We start from the raw sequence: 14,993 nt of genomic DNA, 5'->3' as shown, positions 1-14,993 counted from the left end.
TTGCATGCCGGCCGGCTGCATCGCCGGAGGCTTAGTTGCCTCCGACTCGCGCCAGCTCTCTCATATTGGCCTCGAAGGCGGCCAGCAGGGCTTCGTCGCCCTTCAGGCCTTGCGCCTCCTCGGCATGGCGGATCTGCTCCAACATCCGCTTGTAATCCTTTGGAATGACGCGGACGAAGTCGCCCAGCGACTGCTCCCAGTTCGCCAGGACGCGTTCGCCGATCGCGCTGCCCGTATAGCGGACATGGTCTTCGATCAGCGAGCGCAGCTCCTGCACGTCCGCCTCGTCCTCGACGCGCTCCAGCAGCACCATTTCCAGGTTGACCTGCTTGTAGAAGGTGCGGTTCTCATCGAGCACATACGCCACGCCGCCCGACATGCCGGCCGCGAAGTTCCGTCCCGTGCCCCCCAGCACGACGACGCGTCCGCCTGTCATGTATTCGCAACCGTGGTCGCCCGTACCCTCGACGACAACCTTGACGCCGCTGTTGCGCACGGCGAAGCGCTCGCCCGCGATGCCGCGGATGTACGCTTCCCCGCCCGTCGCGCCGTAGAAGGCGGTGTTGCCGATGATGACATTGTTCTCCGCCGCGAAGGTCGCCTTCGGCGACGGAGCGACGATGATCTTGCCGCCGGAAAGGCCCTTGCCGACGTAGTCGTTGGAGTCGCCCTCCAGCGAGAGCGTGATGCCCTTCGGCACGAACGCGCCGAAGCTCTGGCCGGCGGAGCCGACGAAGTGCATCTGGATCGTATCCTCCGGCAGCCCCTTGGCTCCGTAGCGGCGCGTCACCTCGCTGCCGAGGATCGTGCCGACGACGCGGTTGGTGTTGCAGATCGGGAACGTCGCCTTGACCGGCTCGCCGCTCTCCAGCGCGCTCTGGGCGGCCGGCAGCAGCGACTGCATGTCGAGCGACAGCTCGAGGCCGTGGTTCTGCTGCTGCACGTTGTAGCGGACCGCGTCCTGCGGCACCTCAGGCTGATGCAGCAGCGGCGTCAGGTCGATGCCCCGCAGCTTGTAGTGGTCCACAAGCTCCTTGGCTTCCAGTACATCGACGCGGCCGACCATCTCGTTGATCGTGCGGAAGCCGAGCTCGGCCATGTACTCGCGCATCTCCTGGGCGACGAACCGCATGTAGTTGACGACATGCGACGGATCGCCCATGAACTTCTTGCGCAGCTCCGGATTTTGCGTCGCGACGCCGACCGGACAGGTGTCCAGCTGGCAGACGCGCATCATGACGCAGCCGAGCACGACGAGCGGAGCGGTCGAGAAGCCGTACTCCTCGGCGCCGAGCAGCGTGGCGATCGCCAGGTCGCGGCCGTTCATGATCTTGCCGTCCGTCTCCACCACGACGCGGTCGCGCAGGTTGTTGAGCATGAGCGTCTGATGCGTCTCCGCCAGGCCGAGCTCCCACGGGAGGCCCGCATGGCGCATCGAGTTCATCGGAGACGCGCCCGTGCCGCCGTCGTAGCCGCTGACGAGGATGACGTCGGCGCGGCCCTTGGCCACGCCCGCCGCGATCGTGCCGACGCCGACCTCGGAGACGAGCTTGACGTTGATGCGCGCGCGCGGATTGGCGTTCTTGAGATCATGGATCAGCTCCGCGAGATCCTCGATCGAGTAGATGTCATGATGCGGCGGCGGCGAGATGAGGCCGACGCCCGGCGTGGAGCCGCGCACCTCGGCGACCCAAGGATACACCTTGCGGCCCGGAAGCTGTCCGCCCTCGCCCGGCTTGGCGCCCTGCGCCATCTTGATCTGGATCTCGTCGGCGTTGACGAGGTAGTTGCTCGTGACGCCGAAGCGTCCCGAGGCGACCTGCTTGATCGCGCTGCGGCGCGAATCGCCGTTGGCGTCCGGAATGAAGCGGGCCGGGTCCTCGCCGCCCTCGCCCGTGTTGGACTTGCCGCCGATGCGGTTCATCGCGATCGCGAGGCTCTCATGCGCTTCCTTGGAGATCGAGCCGAAGCTCATCGCGCCGGACTTGAACCGCTTCATGATCGCCTCGACGCTCTCGACCTCGTCGATCGGCACCGGCTGGCGGTCCTTCTTGAAGTCGAGCAGCGAGCGCAGCGTCATGAACTTGCGGTCCTCGCCCTGCACGAGATGCGAGAACCTTTTGTACAGCTTGTAGTCGCCAGCGCGGGAAGCCATCTGCAGCGTATGAATCGTCTGCGGGCTGAACAGATGGTCCTCCCCGTCCTTGCGCCACTGGTACTCGCCGCCGGAGTCGAGCTCGCGCTCTCCGCCCTGCTGCTCGGCATAGGCGCGGTGATGCGGCTTGAGAGCCTCCTGGGCGATGATGTCGAGGCCGATGCCGCCGATGCGCGAAGGCGTCCAGGTGAAGTACTTGTCGATGACCGACTCCTGCAGGCCGACCGCCTCGAAGATCTGCGCGCCGCGGTACGACTGGATCGTGGAGATGCCCATCTTGGACAGGATCTTGAGCACGCCCTTGGTCGCCGCCTTGATGAAGTTCTTGACGGCCTTGTCATGCGTCACGCCGCGCAGCATGCCCTGGCGGATCATGTCGTCGAGCGTCTCGAACGCCAGGTACGGGTTGATCGCGCTCACGCCGTAGCCGAGCAGCAGCGCGAAGTGATGCACCTCGCGCGGCTCGCCGGATTCCAGCAGCAGGCTGACGCGGGTACGCGTGCCTTCGCGGATCAGATGGTGATGCAGGCACGAGACGGCGAGCAGCGCCGGGATCGGGCAGTTGTCCTTGTCGGAGCCGAAGTCGGACAGGATGAGCACGTTATGCCCCTTGGCGATGACGCGGTCGGCCGCGTCGCACATCGTCTGCAGCGCCTGGCGCAGGCCGGCCTCGCCCCCGTCCGCCGGGAAGAAGATCGGCAGCGTGATCGACTTGAAGCCCGGACGGCGCACGTGGCGCAGCTTGGCGAACTCCTCGTTGGAGAGGATCGGCGAGTCGAGGCGGATCTGACGCGCGCTCTCCGGCTCCGGATGGAGCAGGTTGCGCTCCGGTCCGAGCGACGTGCCGGTCGCCGTGATGATCTCCTCGCGGATCGCGTCGATCGGCGGGTTGGTCACCTGGGCGAACAGCTGCTTGAAGTAGCTGTACAGCCGCTGCGGGCGCTCGGACAGGACGGCCAGCGGCGAGTCGTAGCCCATCGAGCCGACCGGCTCGACGCCGGAGGACGCCATCGGCTCGAGCACCTTGCGCAGGTCCTCGAACGTGTAGCCGAACGACTGCTGGCGCTGCTGCACCGTCGCATGCTCGAGCTCCGGCAGCTCCGGCGCGTCCGGCAGGTCGGCCAGGCTGATCAGGTTGTCGTCGAGCCACTGCTGGTAAGGCTTCTCGGAGGCGATGAGGCTCTTGACCTCCTCGTCGGAGACGATGCGGCCCTCCTTGGTGTCGACGAGCAGCATGCGGCCCGGACGCAGGCGGTCCTTGTACAGGATCTCCTCCGGCTCGACCGGCACGGTGCCGGCCTCGGAGCCGAGGATGATGACGTCGTCCTTGGTGACGTAGTAGCGCGCCGGGCGCAGGCCGTTGCGGTCGAGCACGGCGCCGATCTGCGTGCCGTCGGTGAACGCCATCGCGGCCGGTCCGTCCCACGGCTCCATCAGGCAGCTGTGGTATTCATAGAAGGCTTTTTTCTCCGGGCTCATGTCCTCGTGGTTCGACCACGGCTCCGGCACCATCATCATCGCCACATGCGGCAGCGAGCGGCCGGCCAGGTACAGGAACTCCAGCGTGTTGTCGAACATCGCCGTGTCGGAGCCGTCCGGGTTGATGATCGGCTTGATCTTGTCCAGGTCCTCGCCGAACAGCTCGGAGGCGAACAGCGACTGGCGCGCGTGCATCCAGTTGACGTTGCCGCGCAGCGTGTTGATCTCGCCGTTGTGGATCAGGTAGCGGTACGGATGCGCGCGCTCCCAGCTCGGGAACGTGTTGGTGCTGAAGCGGGAGTGGACGAGCGCGATCGCCGTCTCCATCGCCTCGTCATTGAGATCGACGTAGAACGAGCGCACCTGCTCGGTCGTGAGCATGCCCTTGTAGACGATCTTCTTGGACGAGAAGGATGGGAAATAGAACATGTCGCCGCCCTCGAGCCCCGCATAGCGGATCGCCAGCTCGGCGCGCTTGCGGATGACGTACAGCTTGCGCTCGAAAGCCAACTCGTCCGCGAGTGCCGCATCACGCGACACGAACACCTGGCGCACGTAAGGCTTGGCCTTGAGCGCCGACTCGCCGAGCTTGGCGTCGTCGGTCGGCACGGTGCGCCAGCCGATGACGCGCTGGCCTTCCTCGGCGATGATCGCCTCGAGCTTGCTCTCGAGCGCCTCGCGCACGGCCGAGTCCTGCGGCAGGAAGAGCATGCCGACCGCATAATCGCCCTCGGCGGGCAGCTCGACGTCCTGGCGGCTCAGCTCGCGCTTGAAGAAGCCATGCGGAATCTGCAGCATGATGCCCGCGCCGTCGCCAGTGTTTGGCTCGCTGCCCTGGCCGCCGCGATGCTCCATGTTCTCCAGCACGGTCAGCGCCTGCCGGATGATCGTATGGGACTTCACTCCCTTGATGTGCGCGACGAAGCCCATGCCGCAAGCGTCTTTTTCGAACTGTGGATCGTAAAGGCCTTGTTTCGGCGGCAATCCCGTCATTTTCCTGTTCATCGGATGGCAACCTTTCTGTCGGAGGATGGATATAGAACGGACGGCTGCGAACGGCTACCTATTAGATAGACATCTTCACTCCGGAAGCGGCTCCCGCCTGGCATGGAAGCTCTCCGATTCCATCTCATGAATAAAGATGCATATTAATACATATCCATTACGTCCCGTCCCGTCGTTCAAAAGGCAGAAATCGGTCGGATCTCCCGGACGGCGATCCCGGAAAAAGGAAGGGGGGCTTATATAGCTATTCCTCGATTTTATCACTAGGGTCGGCGCAGATCAATTTAATCTTTTTGATCGCGAGAGGAAAAGTTTCGCTCCCGATTCCTCCCTTCCCTTGCGCGGCAAGGGTTTGAAGCGGGTCCAACCGTTGCTTTGCCACGCCACAGCGGCGCTTCTGCATTCATCCTATCACAAGGCTCGGCAGCTTGGGTATACCAAGTTTAAGGAATGGCGGATCTGCCCGAACGATGACGTTCCATGTCAGGTCAAAGTGAGCCGGCACATGTATACTCATGCAAATTTTTGAACCAAAACTGCAACTGCGGCGGCCGCAGCTTCATGAAAACGCTGTCTCGCTGTCAGCTTGCCGGAAGCTCCAGCGCAGGGGCGCGGGCATGTGCGCGGGATGCCGGCGCGGGATGCCGGCGCGAGATGCCGGCGCGGGATGCCGGGCGCCTGAGGCGAAGCGCTCCGAGCGCTAACGATACTGTCGATCGCTATTGGCGTCAAAAGAGACCGTTTCGAAATGTAACGATACTGAGACGCGCTATTGGAAGCTGGAGAGCCGATTTTGCGGGTTTTAGGACCAATAGCGCTTGTGAGGTATCGTTAGAAGTTCCAAAGGGCGGTGTGGAGCGAAATAGCGTCTCTGAGTATCGTTAGCGCTGTGCATGGTGCGGGCGGCGCAACAGAAGCAGACGGCAGCCGCCTCTCCTTCGTCAGCAGATACGGGTTGTCGAGGGTGCAGCGGACAACGGCATGGCGTAGGTCCACTTGCATAGGGCGATGCATGGAGAAAGCGGACGACGAGGTACGGGGATGCAGACGGTGCGCGCGAAGGCCGGAAATGACTCAAGCTCGACACTCAGACACCGCACGAATGCACGCAGGCGGCGTGCGCTCAGAGCGCAGGCGGCGCAAGACTGCATGGACGCAATCGATGCCCAGGCGGCGCAAAACCGCATGGGCGCAATCGATGCCCAAGCGGCGCAAGAACCGCATGGACGCAATCGATGCCCAGGCGGCGCAAGACCGCATGGACGCAATCGATGCCCAAGCGGCGCAAGACCGCATGGACGCAATCGATGCCCAGGCGGCGCAAGACCGCACGGACGCAATCGGTGCCCAGGCGGCGCAAGACCGCATGGACGCAATCGATGCCCAGGCGGCACAAGACCGCACGGACGCAATCGGTGCCCAAGCGGCACAAGATCGCACGGACGCAATCGGTGCCCAAGCGGCACAAGACCGCACGGACGCAGACGGTGCCCAGGCGGCGCAAGACCGCGCGGATTCAGAGAGTGCGCGCAAAGGACAGCGGCGACTCGTGCTCGAGGCGCAGACAGCGCGGACTGACGAGAGTCCGCGCCGAGCGCCGGCTACCGGTAGTCCGCGGACACGGTCCGCAGCTGGTCGGCCGCGCGCGCCGCCCAGCGCTGCAGCCGGTCGAGCTCCTCCAGCATGCGGGCGACGGCCTGCTCGCGGGAGGCTTCGTACTCCGGCAGCTCCGCCGCGGCATGCGGCTGGATGTCGCGGTTGGGCACGAGCGCCTTTTCGCGATGGGCCAGCGCCCGCCTTTCATGGAAGAAAGGCACGTCGGGATCGTACGGATGGTGCAGGTCGCCCTGCTCGGGATGGCGCAGCACGGCCAGCGTCTCCACGACGCTTCTTGGCGAGCCCTGCTCGACCAGCCTGCCCGCATACTCCCCCGTCTTGTAGACGAAGCGCACCCAGCCCTCCGCGGCCTTGGCCTGATTGTCGTCGCTCATCGGTCATCGTCTCCTTCGGATCGTTTCCCCAAGAATATAGGAAGCGGGCCGGTAAGCACAAGCGGACAAGCCGAGCTTGTTTTATAGGCGGCGCTCGTCGTAATATTGGAAGTGGAAAAGTAGGTGAGTGCATGCGTAAAAAAAGAGTGCTGCTGCTATCGGAGGGGTTCGGATCCGGACACACCCAAGCGGCATATGCGCTCGCTGCCGGGCTGAGGCAGCTGTCTCCGGATGTCCAGACCCGCGTGCTGGAGCTGGGCAAATTCCTGAATCCGGTGCTCGGTCCTCTGATCATGTCCGCCTATCGCAAGACGGTCGGCAAGCAGCCCAAGCTGGTAGGCATGATGTACCGCACCAACTATAAGCGATCGTTCAACCGGTTCGCGCAGCTCGCGATTCACCGGATCTTCTATACCCAGACGGAGCAGGTCATCCAGCAGTTGCGCCCGGAGATCATCGTCTGCACGCATCCCGGCCCGAACACCGCCGTCGCCAGGCTCAAGCGGCTCGGCCTCGACGTGCCTCTTTACACGCTGATCACCGATTACGACGCGCACGGCACCTGGGCCAGTCCGGAGGTCAACCACTACCTCGTCTCCACGCCGGTCGTCAAGCGCAAGCTGATGGACCGAGGCATCCCGTCCGGCCGCATCGAGGTGACCGGCATCCCGGTCCATCCGCAGTTCTGGGAGTCCCAGGACCAGGTCCAGGCGCGGAGCGGGCTGGGCTTGCGGAACCTGCCGACGGTGCTGGTCATGGGCGGCGGCTGGGGGCTCATGGAGGAGGAAGACGAGCTCTTCACCTACATGACCCGCTGGCGCGAGGAGGTGCAGCTCATCTTCTGCACGGGCACCAACGAGAAGTCGCGGGAGAGCATGCTGGCCGACGAGCGGTTCAACCATCCGAACATTCAGGTGCTCGGCTTCACACGCGAGATCTCCAAGCTGATGGACGCCTCCGACCTGCTCGTGACCAAGCCCGGCGGCATGACCTGCACCGAGGGCATGAGCAAGGGCATCCCGATGCTGTTCTACAAGCCGATTCCCGGCCAGGAAGAGGAGAACCTGGACTACTTCGTCGGCAGCGGCTTCGGCGAGATGCTGCAGTCGGCTGCGACGATCGACCGCTGGTTCCAGCTCATCCAGGAGCCCTACAGCTCCGGCCGGCGCCGGCAGCGGCTGCAGTCCAAGAGCAGCCAGCAGTACGATCCGCAGGAATGCCCGTCGGCCGTGCTGCGGCTGATGCGCTGACCGCCGACGCGGAGACGTCCGCGTCAGGCGCAGGGACAGGATCTGCGCAAGCGACTGCGACGGACGCGCGGACGGCGCGCCGAGCGTTTGGAGCGCATGCGCCGAGGCAATACCTATACGGGGGACGGGAGGACGCTCCCTCCCCTTTTCTTTCTCCAACACGTATTCTACGCCTCTAAAGGCAAAAGCCAAGGAGATGAGCCGATTGAACAACAAGGCATTGGACGGCAAGACCGTCATCGTCCGGCTGGAGATCGACTCCGGCACCAACTTCAGCTCGGTCGTATCCGCCATCGAGGCGGCCGGCGGCGACATGATCGCCATCGACGTCATCCAGACGGGCAAAGGCAGCACGACGCGCGACTTGACGGTCAAGGTGAAGGACACCGGCACGACGGAGCGGCTCGGCAAGACGCTGGGGCAGCTGCCGGGCATCCGGGTCATCAACACCTCCGACCGCACCTTCCTGCTGCATCTCGGGGGCAAGATCACCGTTCAGCCCAAGACCGCCATCCACAACCGCGACGACCTTTCCCGCGTCTACACGCCTGAGGTGGCACGCGTCTGCACGGCCATCCACGAGGATCCGTCCAAGGCGTTCACGCTGACGATCAAGCGCAACATGGTCGCGGTCGTCTCCGACGGCAGCGCGGTGCTCGGCCTCGGCAACATCGGCCCCGAAGCGGCGATGCCCGTCATGGAGGGCAAGGCGATGCTGTTCAAGCAGTTCGCCGACGTCGACGCGTTCCCGATCTGCCTGGACACGCAGGATACCGAGGAGATCATCCGCACGGTGAAAGCGATTGCACCTGCCTTCGGCGGCATCAACCTGGAAGACATCAGCTCGCCGCGCTGCTTCGAGATCGAGGAGCGGCTGCGCGAGGAGCTCAACATCCCGGTGTTCCACGACGATCAGCACGGCACCGCCGTCGTCCTGTACGCGGGCCTGCTCAACGCGCTGCGCCTGACGGGCAAGTCGATCGAGGACGCGCGCATCGTCGTCTGCGGCATCGGCGCGGCCGGCACCGCCTGCACGAAAATGCTGCTCGCCGGCGGCGCCCACAACGTGCTCGGCGTCGACCGCGACGGCATCCTGACGGCGGATCGCGACTACGCGCATCCGATGTGGAACTGGTACGCCGCGAATACGAATCCCGGACGCGTCTCCGGCAGCCTGGCCGATGCCGTCGCCGGAGCGGATGTATTCATCGGCCTGTCGGCCGGCGGCATCCTGAAGCGCGAGATGGTGCTCACGATGAACGAGCAGCCGATCGTGTTCGCGATGGCGAATCCGGAGCCGGAGATCCGGCCCGAGGAGGCCGAAGACATCGTCGCGGTCATCGCCACCGGGCGCTCGGACTATCCGAACCAGATCAACAACGTGCTCTGCTTCCCGGGCATCTTCCGCGGAGCGCTCGACTGCCGCGCGACGACGATCAACGAGGAGATGAAGCTGGCCGCGGCCGAGGCGATCGCCTCCACCGTCGGCGAGGACGAGCTGAGCCGCAGCTACATCATCCCGAGCGTGTTCAACGCCAAGGTCGTCGAGGAAGTGCGCCGCCGCGTCGTGCAGGCGGCCCGCGAGAGCGGCGTCGCCCGCCGGAATCCGCGGGAATAGCGCGCGGCACGCGGCAGCGGCGTCGCCCGGCGGAATCCGCAGGAACAGCAGGCGGCAGCAAGGCCGGTTCGCCGCGCGAGAGCGGCTCTGCAGCTGGCGCAGACGAAGCAGCCGTTGCGGCTGGCCTTAGAAAAGAAACAAGGCAGAGAGCTCGCTCTCTGCCTTGTTTCTTTCTTGCCGCGGAACGCTTCGCTTTGCCGGCGGTCAGAGGCCGGCCGTGCGGGCGGCTGGAGCTTCCGTAGAGCCGAGGCTCGATTGGCGCCGCGCTCCCTTTCCATAGAAGAAGGATGAGCTGAGCAGGATCGCGGCGATCAGGCTGAAGACGATCATGCCGCTGGTTCGGTCAAGCAGCCAACCGCCGAGCAGCGGACCGAGAAAGTAACCGAAGTTGCCGAATGTCTGCGCGCCGAAATACGTGCCGCGAAGCGCCCCTGGCGCCAGCCGGTCCAGGAGCAGGCTGCCTGCCGGGTAATTGAGGATTTCGCCGATCGTGAACAGAATCATCGAGACGAAAAGCAGAGGAATGGTCGGAGAGATGCCGAAGCCGACCAGGCCGAGCGCGAACAGGATGTTGCCCGCATGGATCGCCGAGATGGGACGATGCTTTTCGAGCAGCCTGGACAGCGGCATCTGCAGGACGATGACCGTGACGGCATTCGCCGTCATGAGCCAGCCGAACACGTAGACGCCCTGATTGAAGCTCATCTCCAGATGTTGCGAGAGCGTGACGGCATGCTGGCTGTAGCCGATGGCGACGAGGATCGCGCCGATCGTGTACAGCTGAAGCACCCGGTCGCGGCGGACGGCGGCCCATGCGGAACCGATCGTGACCTTCTCCTTTTTGGCTGCGCCCTCGATCTCCTTTATACCGAACGCATTCATCATCGCGAACAGGATGCAGCCGTAGAGCAGGAAAATGAGTCCCGTCACGAGAAAGGGAAGCGGGCTGCTGCCGACGCCGAGATAGACGCCGAGCAGCGGTCCGATGGCGACGCCGACGTTGCCCATCAGATAACGGAGCGAGTACAGCTTGAACCGGCGCTCCGGCTCGGTGAGATCGCCCATCAACACTTGGGAGACTGGCTCGAACCAGGAGCGGCAAATGCCGTTCAGCAGGCTTAGCAGAAACAGCAGCGCCGGCTGCATGAAGAAGGCGAATCCGATGAAGACGGCGCTCCAGGCGAAAAGCGAGATGAACATGATGAGCCTGCGGCCGCAGCGGTCTGACAAAGCTCCGCCGATGAAGCCTCCGAACGTGCCGGCGAGAGATCCCGCACCGGCGACGAAGCCGATCATCGCCGCGCTCATGTCGGTGTTTTTGGCGAGGTACAGGGCGAGAAACGGCATGCTCATCGACATCGCGATCCGGGAGATCATCTGGCCGAAGAGCAGCGACGTGACTATCGGATGGTAGCTGCGGAACAGAAGCTGAATTCGGTTCATGGCTTCACCGACCTTGGAAGGATTGGCATGTACAGGATGCGACGATCGATGCTGGACATGGGCGGACGAATTCGTCTTGGATTAGAGCACGCATGATCAAACGGGCGGTCGGTTGCGACGGCCCGCGGACGGACAGGAGCCCATTTTATACCAGATACGTCCGATCTGCACAGGTATATTTTGGACTAGACCGTTTTCCCCCTGCCGCGGCGCGTCCTAGGGCCGTGTAGCACTAGCGGGCGTGCTATCCAGCGGCTGCGGCGCTTCTTAACGCCAAATTTGCCGTCAGCGGCATCCGGTTCCCCGGCTGCCGCACTTCTTAACGACAATATTGCCTTTAGCAAGGCCGGTTCCCCCGTCGCGGCGCTTCTTAACGCCAAATTTGCCGTTTAGCGAAAGCGTCTCCACTCCGTGGACCCGGCTCTGCTTAAGCATGGTCAGCCCCGCTCTCCGAGCTCCGGCACATAACGATATCGGCGAGCGCGTTTCCCTGCGGATATCAACTGGACTTTCCCTTCAAGCATCAGCTTCTTCAGGTACTTGATGACCGTCCTAGGATCGAGGCCAAGCTCGTCCGCAGCTTTGCTTGGATAGATGCACTCGCTGTGCTTTCTCGCATAATCCAACAAGGCTTGTTCGGCCAATGGACGCTCGGCCCGGCGGCCGGCACGCGCATAACGCATGATGTCCGGCTTCAGAAAATCGCGGATCAACGCCGGATCTTCCTTCAATGCATCATAGGCGATGGAAATATTCGTGTACCCTCTGCTGTGAAGGTACAGCTCTCGCATCAGCTCTCGTCTGTATCCCGTCCGATCGGCCTGCTGCACATGCGGGCCGAAGCCTTTCACATCGATGTTGAAACGACGCAGGCCCGGCAGCCACGCGAAATCCAGATACAGCGTCCCGCCTCTCCAATCCCGCACCTCATACTCGGGATGCAGATCATCGAAATTCCCGACCAGCGGCCACCAGACGTTCTTTAGAAAAAGCGCCTCTCCATGACCGTGCCCGCGCTTCAGACGATCCTTCCTCTCCCCTCTCCTGGCTCTGAGATGCCGCTCCATCCATGCATTCCGCGCTTCTTCGAATTCTTGCATCCGATTTTTGTCCATGTCCATCTGCTCCTTCGCATTCAAATCGAAAAAACGCCCGGTTTCATGCCTCGCCTCCTGCCCGGTCCCCTGTAAAGGGAATCCGAGAACAAGATTCGAAGAGAAACAGGACGTTCTTCGTCACTGCATGTCTTGCTTATCTGTCTGTGCCAGCCGTTTAGGAAAAAAGCCTCCAGCTCGATTTCATCCGAAAGCCCCGCCGGCTTTCAGACTAGCAGCTCCGCTCCCTACAGCGCGCTGCCGCCGAACATGAAGCGCGTCTTCCAGGTCGAGTTCTGCGGGATGTCCGTCACCTGCACGCCGCCCGACTCCTTGGAGTACGTCTGCAGGATCTTGTTGTCGCCGAGGTAGATGCCGACATGGGAGATGAGCGAGGCGTCGAGGCTCTCCTCGGCCGTCATGTCCTTGCCGATCGCGGTGGTCGTGAAGAACATCAGGTCGCCGCGCTTCAGCTCGTTCCAATCCTGCGTGTAGGCGCCTTTGTTCTTGACCTGCTGGCCTTGGCCGCGCGAGTCGGCTGCCAGCTTGATCCCGAGAGCGTCGAGGAAAGCTTGGCGCACGAAGTCCGAGCAATCGAACGTCGTCGTGTCGTTGCGGCTGGAGCCGAACTCATACGGAGTGCCGAGATACTTGAGGCCGGCGGCGATGACCGCCTCCAGCTCCGGCGAGGCGAGGCCATCCCCATCGCCGGACGGAGCCGGCGTCGGAGATGCGGGAGCCGCGCTCGGCGTCGGCGATGCGCTAGGAGCAGGCGTCGCGGTTGGAGCGCTCGGGAGCGTCCCTGTCACGGCGATGTACTTGGCGTCGGAGCTGACGTAGCCGGATTGGCCCAATGCGTCGACGATCTGGTACCAGCTGCGATTGGAAGTGGAGACGATCTGCACGGCCTCGCCCGTCTTCAGGTAGCGGATGCGGTCTTGCGAAGTGGACGGGCCGATGCGGAACGCCACCGCCGAAACGGCCTTCGCGTTCGGCGAGAACGCCTCCGTGCCGCCTTCTGGCGTCGGCGTCGCGGTCGGCGTTGCCGACGGCGCCTTGCTCGGCGTTGGCGTCGCGGTTGCCGCCGGCGTCTTGCTCGGCGTCGGCGTCGGCGTCGGCGTCGGCGTCGGCGTCGCGGTCGGCGTCGCCGACGGCGCTGGCGTCGAAGCTCCGGGCAGGACGCCGGTTACGGTGACGTATTTCTTGTCGGAGCTTATGTATCCGCTGTTGCCCTGCTCATCCTGGATCAGATACCAGTACGCGGTCGGCACGGCCACGATCTGCACCTGCTCGCCCTTGTTCAGGTAGCGGATGCGGTCGCTGGAAGCAGAGGCGCTCTTGCGCAGCGTGACGGTAGCCGCAATCTCCGCGTTCGCGGCGAGCGACGGCTTGGCGGAGGCGGCAGGCTCCTCGACTAGGCTGATGTAGGCGGAGGAGGAAGAGACGAAGCCGATCTTGCCTGCGCGTTCCTTGACTTTGTACCAGCTGCCGTCCACCCGCTCGAGCACGGTGAGCGGCTCCCCTTTGGCGAGCAGGCGGAGCACCTTGCCCTTGGTCGACGGCTCTTCCCTCAGGTTGACGGTGGACTGGGTGACGGCAAGCTGGGCGGCGGCGGATGGAGCGGCCTCCGCCCCGGTCGGGGGCATGCCCGCAAGCAGCAGGCTCGCGGCCAGCACGGCGGCGACGGGCTTTCTCATTCGATCACGACTCCTCATCTGGTTGAATGTCGATTGTCCATGGTCTAGATCACAGGTAGGTTATCGGCATCCGGCTTGTCCGGATTTAGGCTTGACTCTGTCGAAGGAGGAGCGATCGTGCGGCTCGCTGGGATGTTCTGGCGTCTTCTGGTGTCTATTGTAAATAAAACCGGCAAAAAGCGCATGGACCGCTGCTCCCAAGTTCGCCGCGGACTCAAGCTAGGACGAGCGGCCCGCCCGCGCCGAGCCTCCAGGGCCGCTCTGTTTTTTCACATAAAAAAAACCCGCCTCCGTCCCTGAAGGGACTTGGAAGCGGGCTGACGGACGGAAGCAGGCTCACGCCGGCTCCGGCTCGTAAGGCTCCACATGCACATGCACGTTCATGATGTTGTGCTTGCGCTCCATCCGGCTCTCGATCTCGTCGCTGATCCGATGGCTCTCGACCAGGCTCAGCCTGGAGTCGACGGTCACGATGACGTCGACGAGCACATGGCTGCCGTGGACGCGGGCTTTGAGGTCCTTGATCGACTTGACGCCCTCGACCTTCTCGATCGAGCTGCGCAGCGTGCGCAGCTCGCCGTCGTCGAAGCCGTCGGTCAGCGCATGGGTCGAGCCGTAGAAAATTTCCCATGCCGTCTTGCAGATGATGAGGCCGACGGCGATCGCCGCTACGGGATCGAGCCACGGCATGCCGAGCGAAGCGCCGGCGATGCCGACCGCCGCGCCGATGCTGACAAGCGCGTCCGACAGATTGTCCTTGGCCGCGGCGTCCAGCGCCTGGCTCTTGATCTGCCGGGCGAGGCGGCGGTTGTACAGATAGACGCCGAGCATGACGACGGCCGAGACGATCGCCACGACGGCGGACAGGATGTTCGGCGCCTCCTCGCGCCCGGCGAACAGCGAGCGCACGGAGCTGATCAGCACCTGCAGGCCGACCGTCGCCATGATGAAGGAAGCGATGAGCGAGGCGATCGTTTCCGCGCGGAAGTGTCCGTAGGGATGGTCCTCGTCCGGCGGCTTCTGCGAGATGCGCAGGCCGATGAGCACGGCGAACGACGCGACGATGTCGGTCAGATTGTTGAAGCCGTCCGCAGACAGCGCCTTGGAGGCGAACAGGTAGCCCGCGCCGATCTTGGCGATGGACAGCACGACATACGCGCCGATGCTGATCCAGGCTCCGCGCTCTCCTCGGCGCATATCGGCGTATTGTTGCTCGGTAGACACGTTTTCTTTCCCCTCTCAAAAAACACTCTCCCCACCT

At 63.8% G+C, this 14,993-nt stretch carries 8 protein-coding genes; 2 read left to right on the top strand and 6 right to left on the bottom strand.

All coding sequences use genetic code 11. The features are described from left to right. Positions 1-31 precede the first annotated feature (31 nt). Both gltB and kapB read right to left on the bottom strand, forming a co-directional pair. A complete protein-coding gene (gene gltB, locus B8V81_RS15860) occupies positions 32-4,639 on the bottom strand; it encodes a glutamate synthase large subunit (RefSeq protein ID WP_028600444.1) in 4,608 nt (1,535 codons plus the stop codon). Positions 4,640-6,240: 1,601 nt separating this feature from the next. Next, a complete protein-coding gene (gene kapB / locus B8V81_RS15855; protein ID WP_028600443.1) occupies positions 6,241-6,630 on the bottom strand; it encodes a sporulation phosphorelay system protein KapB in 390 nt (129 codons plus the stop codon). A 131-nt stretch (positions 6,631-6,761) separates the two neighbouring features. On the opposite strand from kapB, the gene B8V81_RS15850 reads away from it, so the two are divergent. Further along, entirely contained in the window at positions 6,762-7,880 is a 1,119-nt protein-coding gene (locus tag B8V81_RS15850) for an MGDG synthase family glycosyltransferase (RefSeq protein WP_028600442.1), read from the top strand. A gap of 205 nt (positions 7,881-8,085) precedes the next feature. Beyond that, entirely contained in the window at positions 8,086-9,498 is a 1,413-nt protein-coding gene (locus tag B8V81_RS15845) for an NAD-dependent malic enzyme (RefSeq protein WP_101808711.1), read from the top strand. A gap of 204 nt (positions 9,499-9,702) precedes the next feature. Here the strand turns inward: B8V81_RS15845 and B8V81_RS15840 are convergent, their stop codons facing one another. The 4 genes from B8V81_RS15840 to B8V81_RS15825 all read right to left on the bottom strand — a co-directional run bounded on the left by B8V81_RS15840 (position 9,703) and on the right by B8V81_RS15825 (position 14,929). Continuing rightward, positions 9,703-10,941, bottom strand: coding sequence for an MDR family MFS transporter (locus B8V81_RS15840; RefSeq protein ID WP_052333590.1), 1,239 nt, complete (start codon positions 10,939-10,941; stop codon positions 9,703-9,705). Positions 10,942-11,378: 437 nt separating this feature from the next. Then, a complete protein-coding gene (locus B8V81_RS15835) occupies positions 11,379-12,056 on the bottom strand; it encodes a hypothetical protein (protein WP_052333589.1) in 678 nt (225 codons plus the stop codon). A 227-nt stretch (positions 12,057-12,283) separates the two neighbouring features. After that, positions 12,284-13,732: a C40 family peptidase gene (locus B8V81_RS26055; protein ID WP_180968465.1), complete on the bottom strand. Its 1,449-nt coding sequence runs from the start codon at positions 13,730-13,732 to the stop codon at positions 12,284-12,286. A 336-nt stretch (positions 13,733-14,068) separates the two neighbouring features. Next, positions 14,069-14,929 (bottom strand): cation diffusion facilitator family transporter, encoded by an 861-nt coding sequence (locus tag B8V81_RS15825; protein WP_043111868.1) that lies wholly within the window; start codon positions 14,927-14,929, stop codon positions 14,069-14,071. Between the last annotated feature and the right edge of the window lie 64 nt (positions 14,930-14,993).

This window comes from Paenibacillus pasadenensis, assembly GCF_002864175.1.
In the GTDB taxonomy this organism is placed as follows: Bacteria; Bacillota; Bacilli; order Paenibacillales; family Paenibacillaceae; genus Paenibacillus_O; species Paenibacillus_O pasadenensis.
Note: the sequence above shows the minus strand (reverse complement) of the source record. Positions and strands in the feature narration are given on the sequence as shown.

Excerpts from the sequence above, each read along its gene's own strand:
- B8V81_RS15840 (WP_052333590.1), bottom strand. The coding sequence starts at position 10,941 with ATGAACCGAATTCAGCTTCTGTTCCGCAGCTACCATCCGATAGTCACG.
- B8V81_RS15850 (WP_028600442.1), top strand. The coding sequence starts at position 6,762 with ATGCGTAAAAAAAGAGTGCTGCTGCTATCGGAGGGGTTCGGATCCGGA.
- B8V81_RS26055 (WP_180968465.1), bottom strand. The coding sequence starts at position 13,732 with ATGAGAAAGCCCGTCGCCGCCGTGCTGGCCGCGAGCCTGCTGCTTGCG.
- gltB (WP_028600444.1), bottom strand. The coding sequence starts at position 4,639 with ATGAACAGGAAAATGACGGGATTGCCGCCGAAACAAGGCCTTTACGAT.
- B8V81_RS15825 (WP_043111868.1), bottom strand. The coding sequence starts at position 14,929 with ATGCGCCGAGGAGAGCGCGGAGCCTGGATCAGCATCGGCGCGTATGTC.
- kapB (WP_028600443.1), bottom strand. The coding sequence starts at position 6,630 with ATGAGCGACGACAATCAGGCCAAGGCCGCGGAGGGCTGGGTGCGCTTC.
- B8V81_RS15835 (WP_052333589.1), bottom strand. The coding sequence starts at position 12,056 with ATGGACAAAAATCGGATGCAAGAATTCGAAGAAGCGCGGAATGCATGG.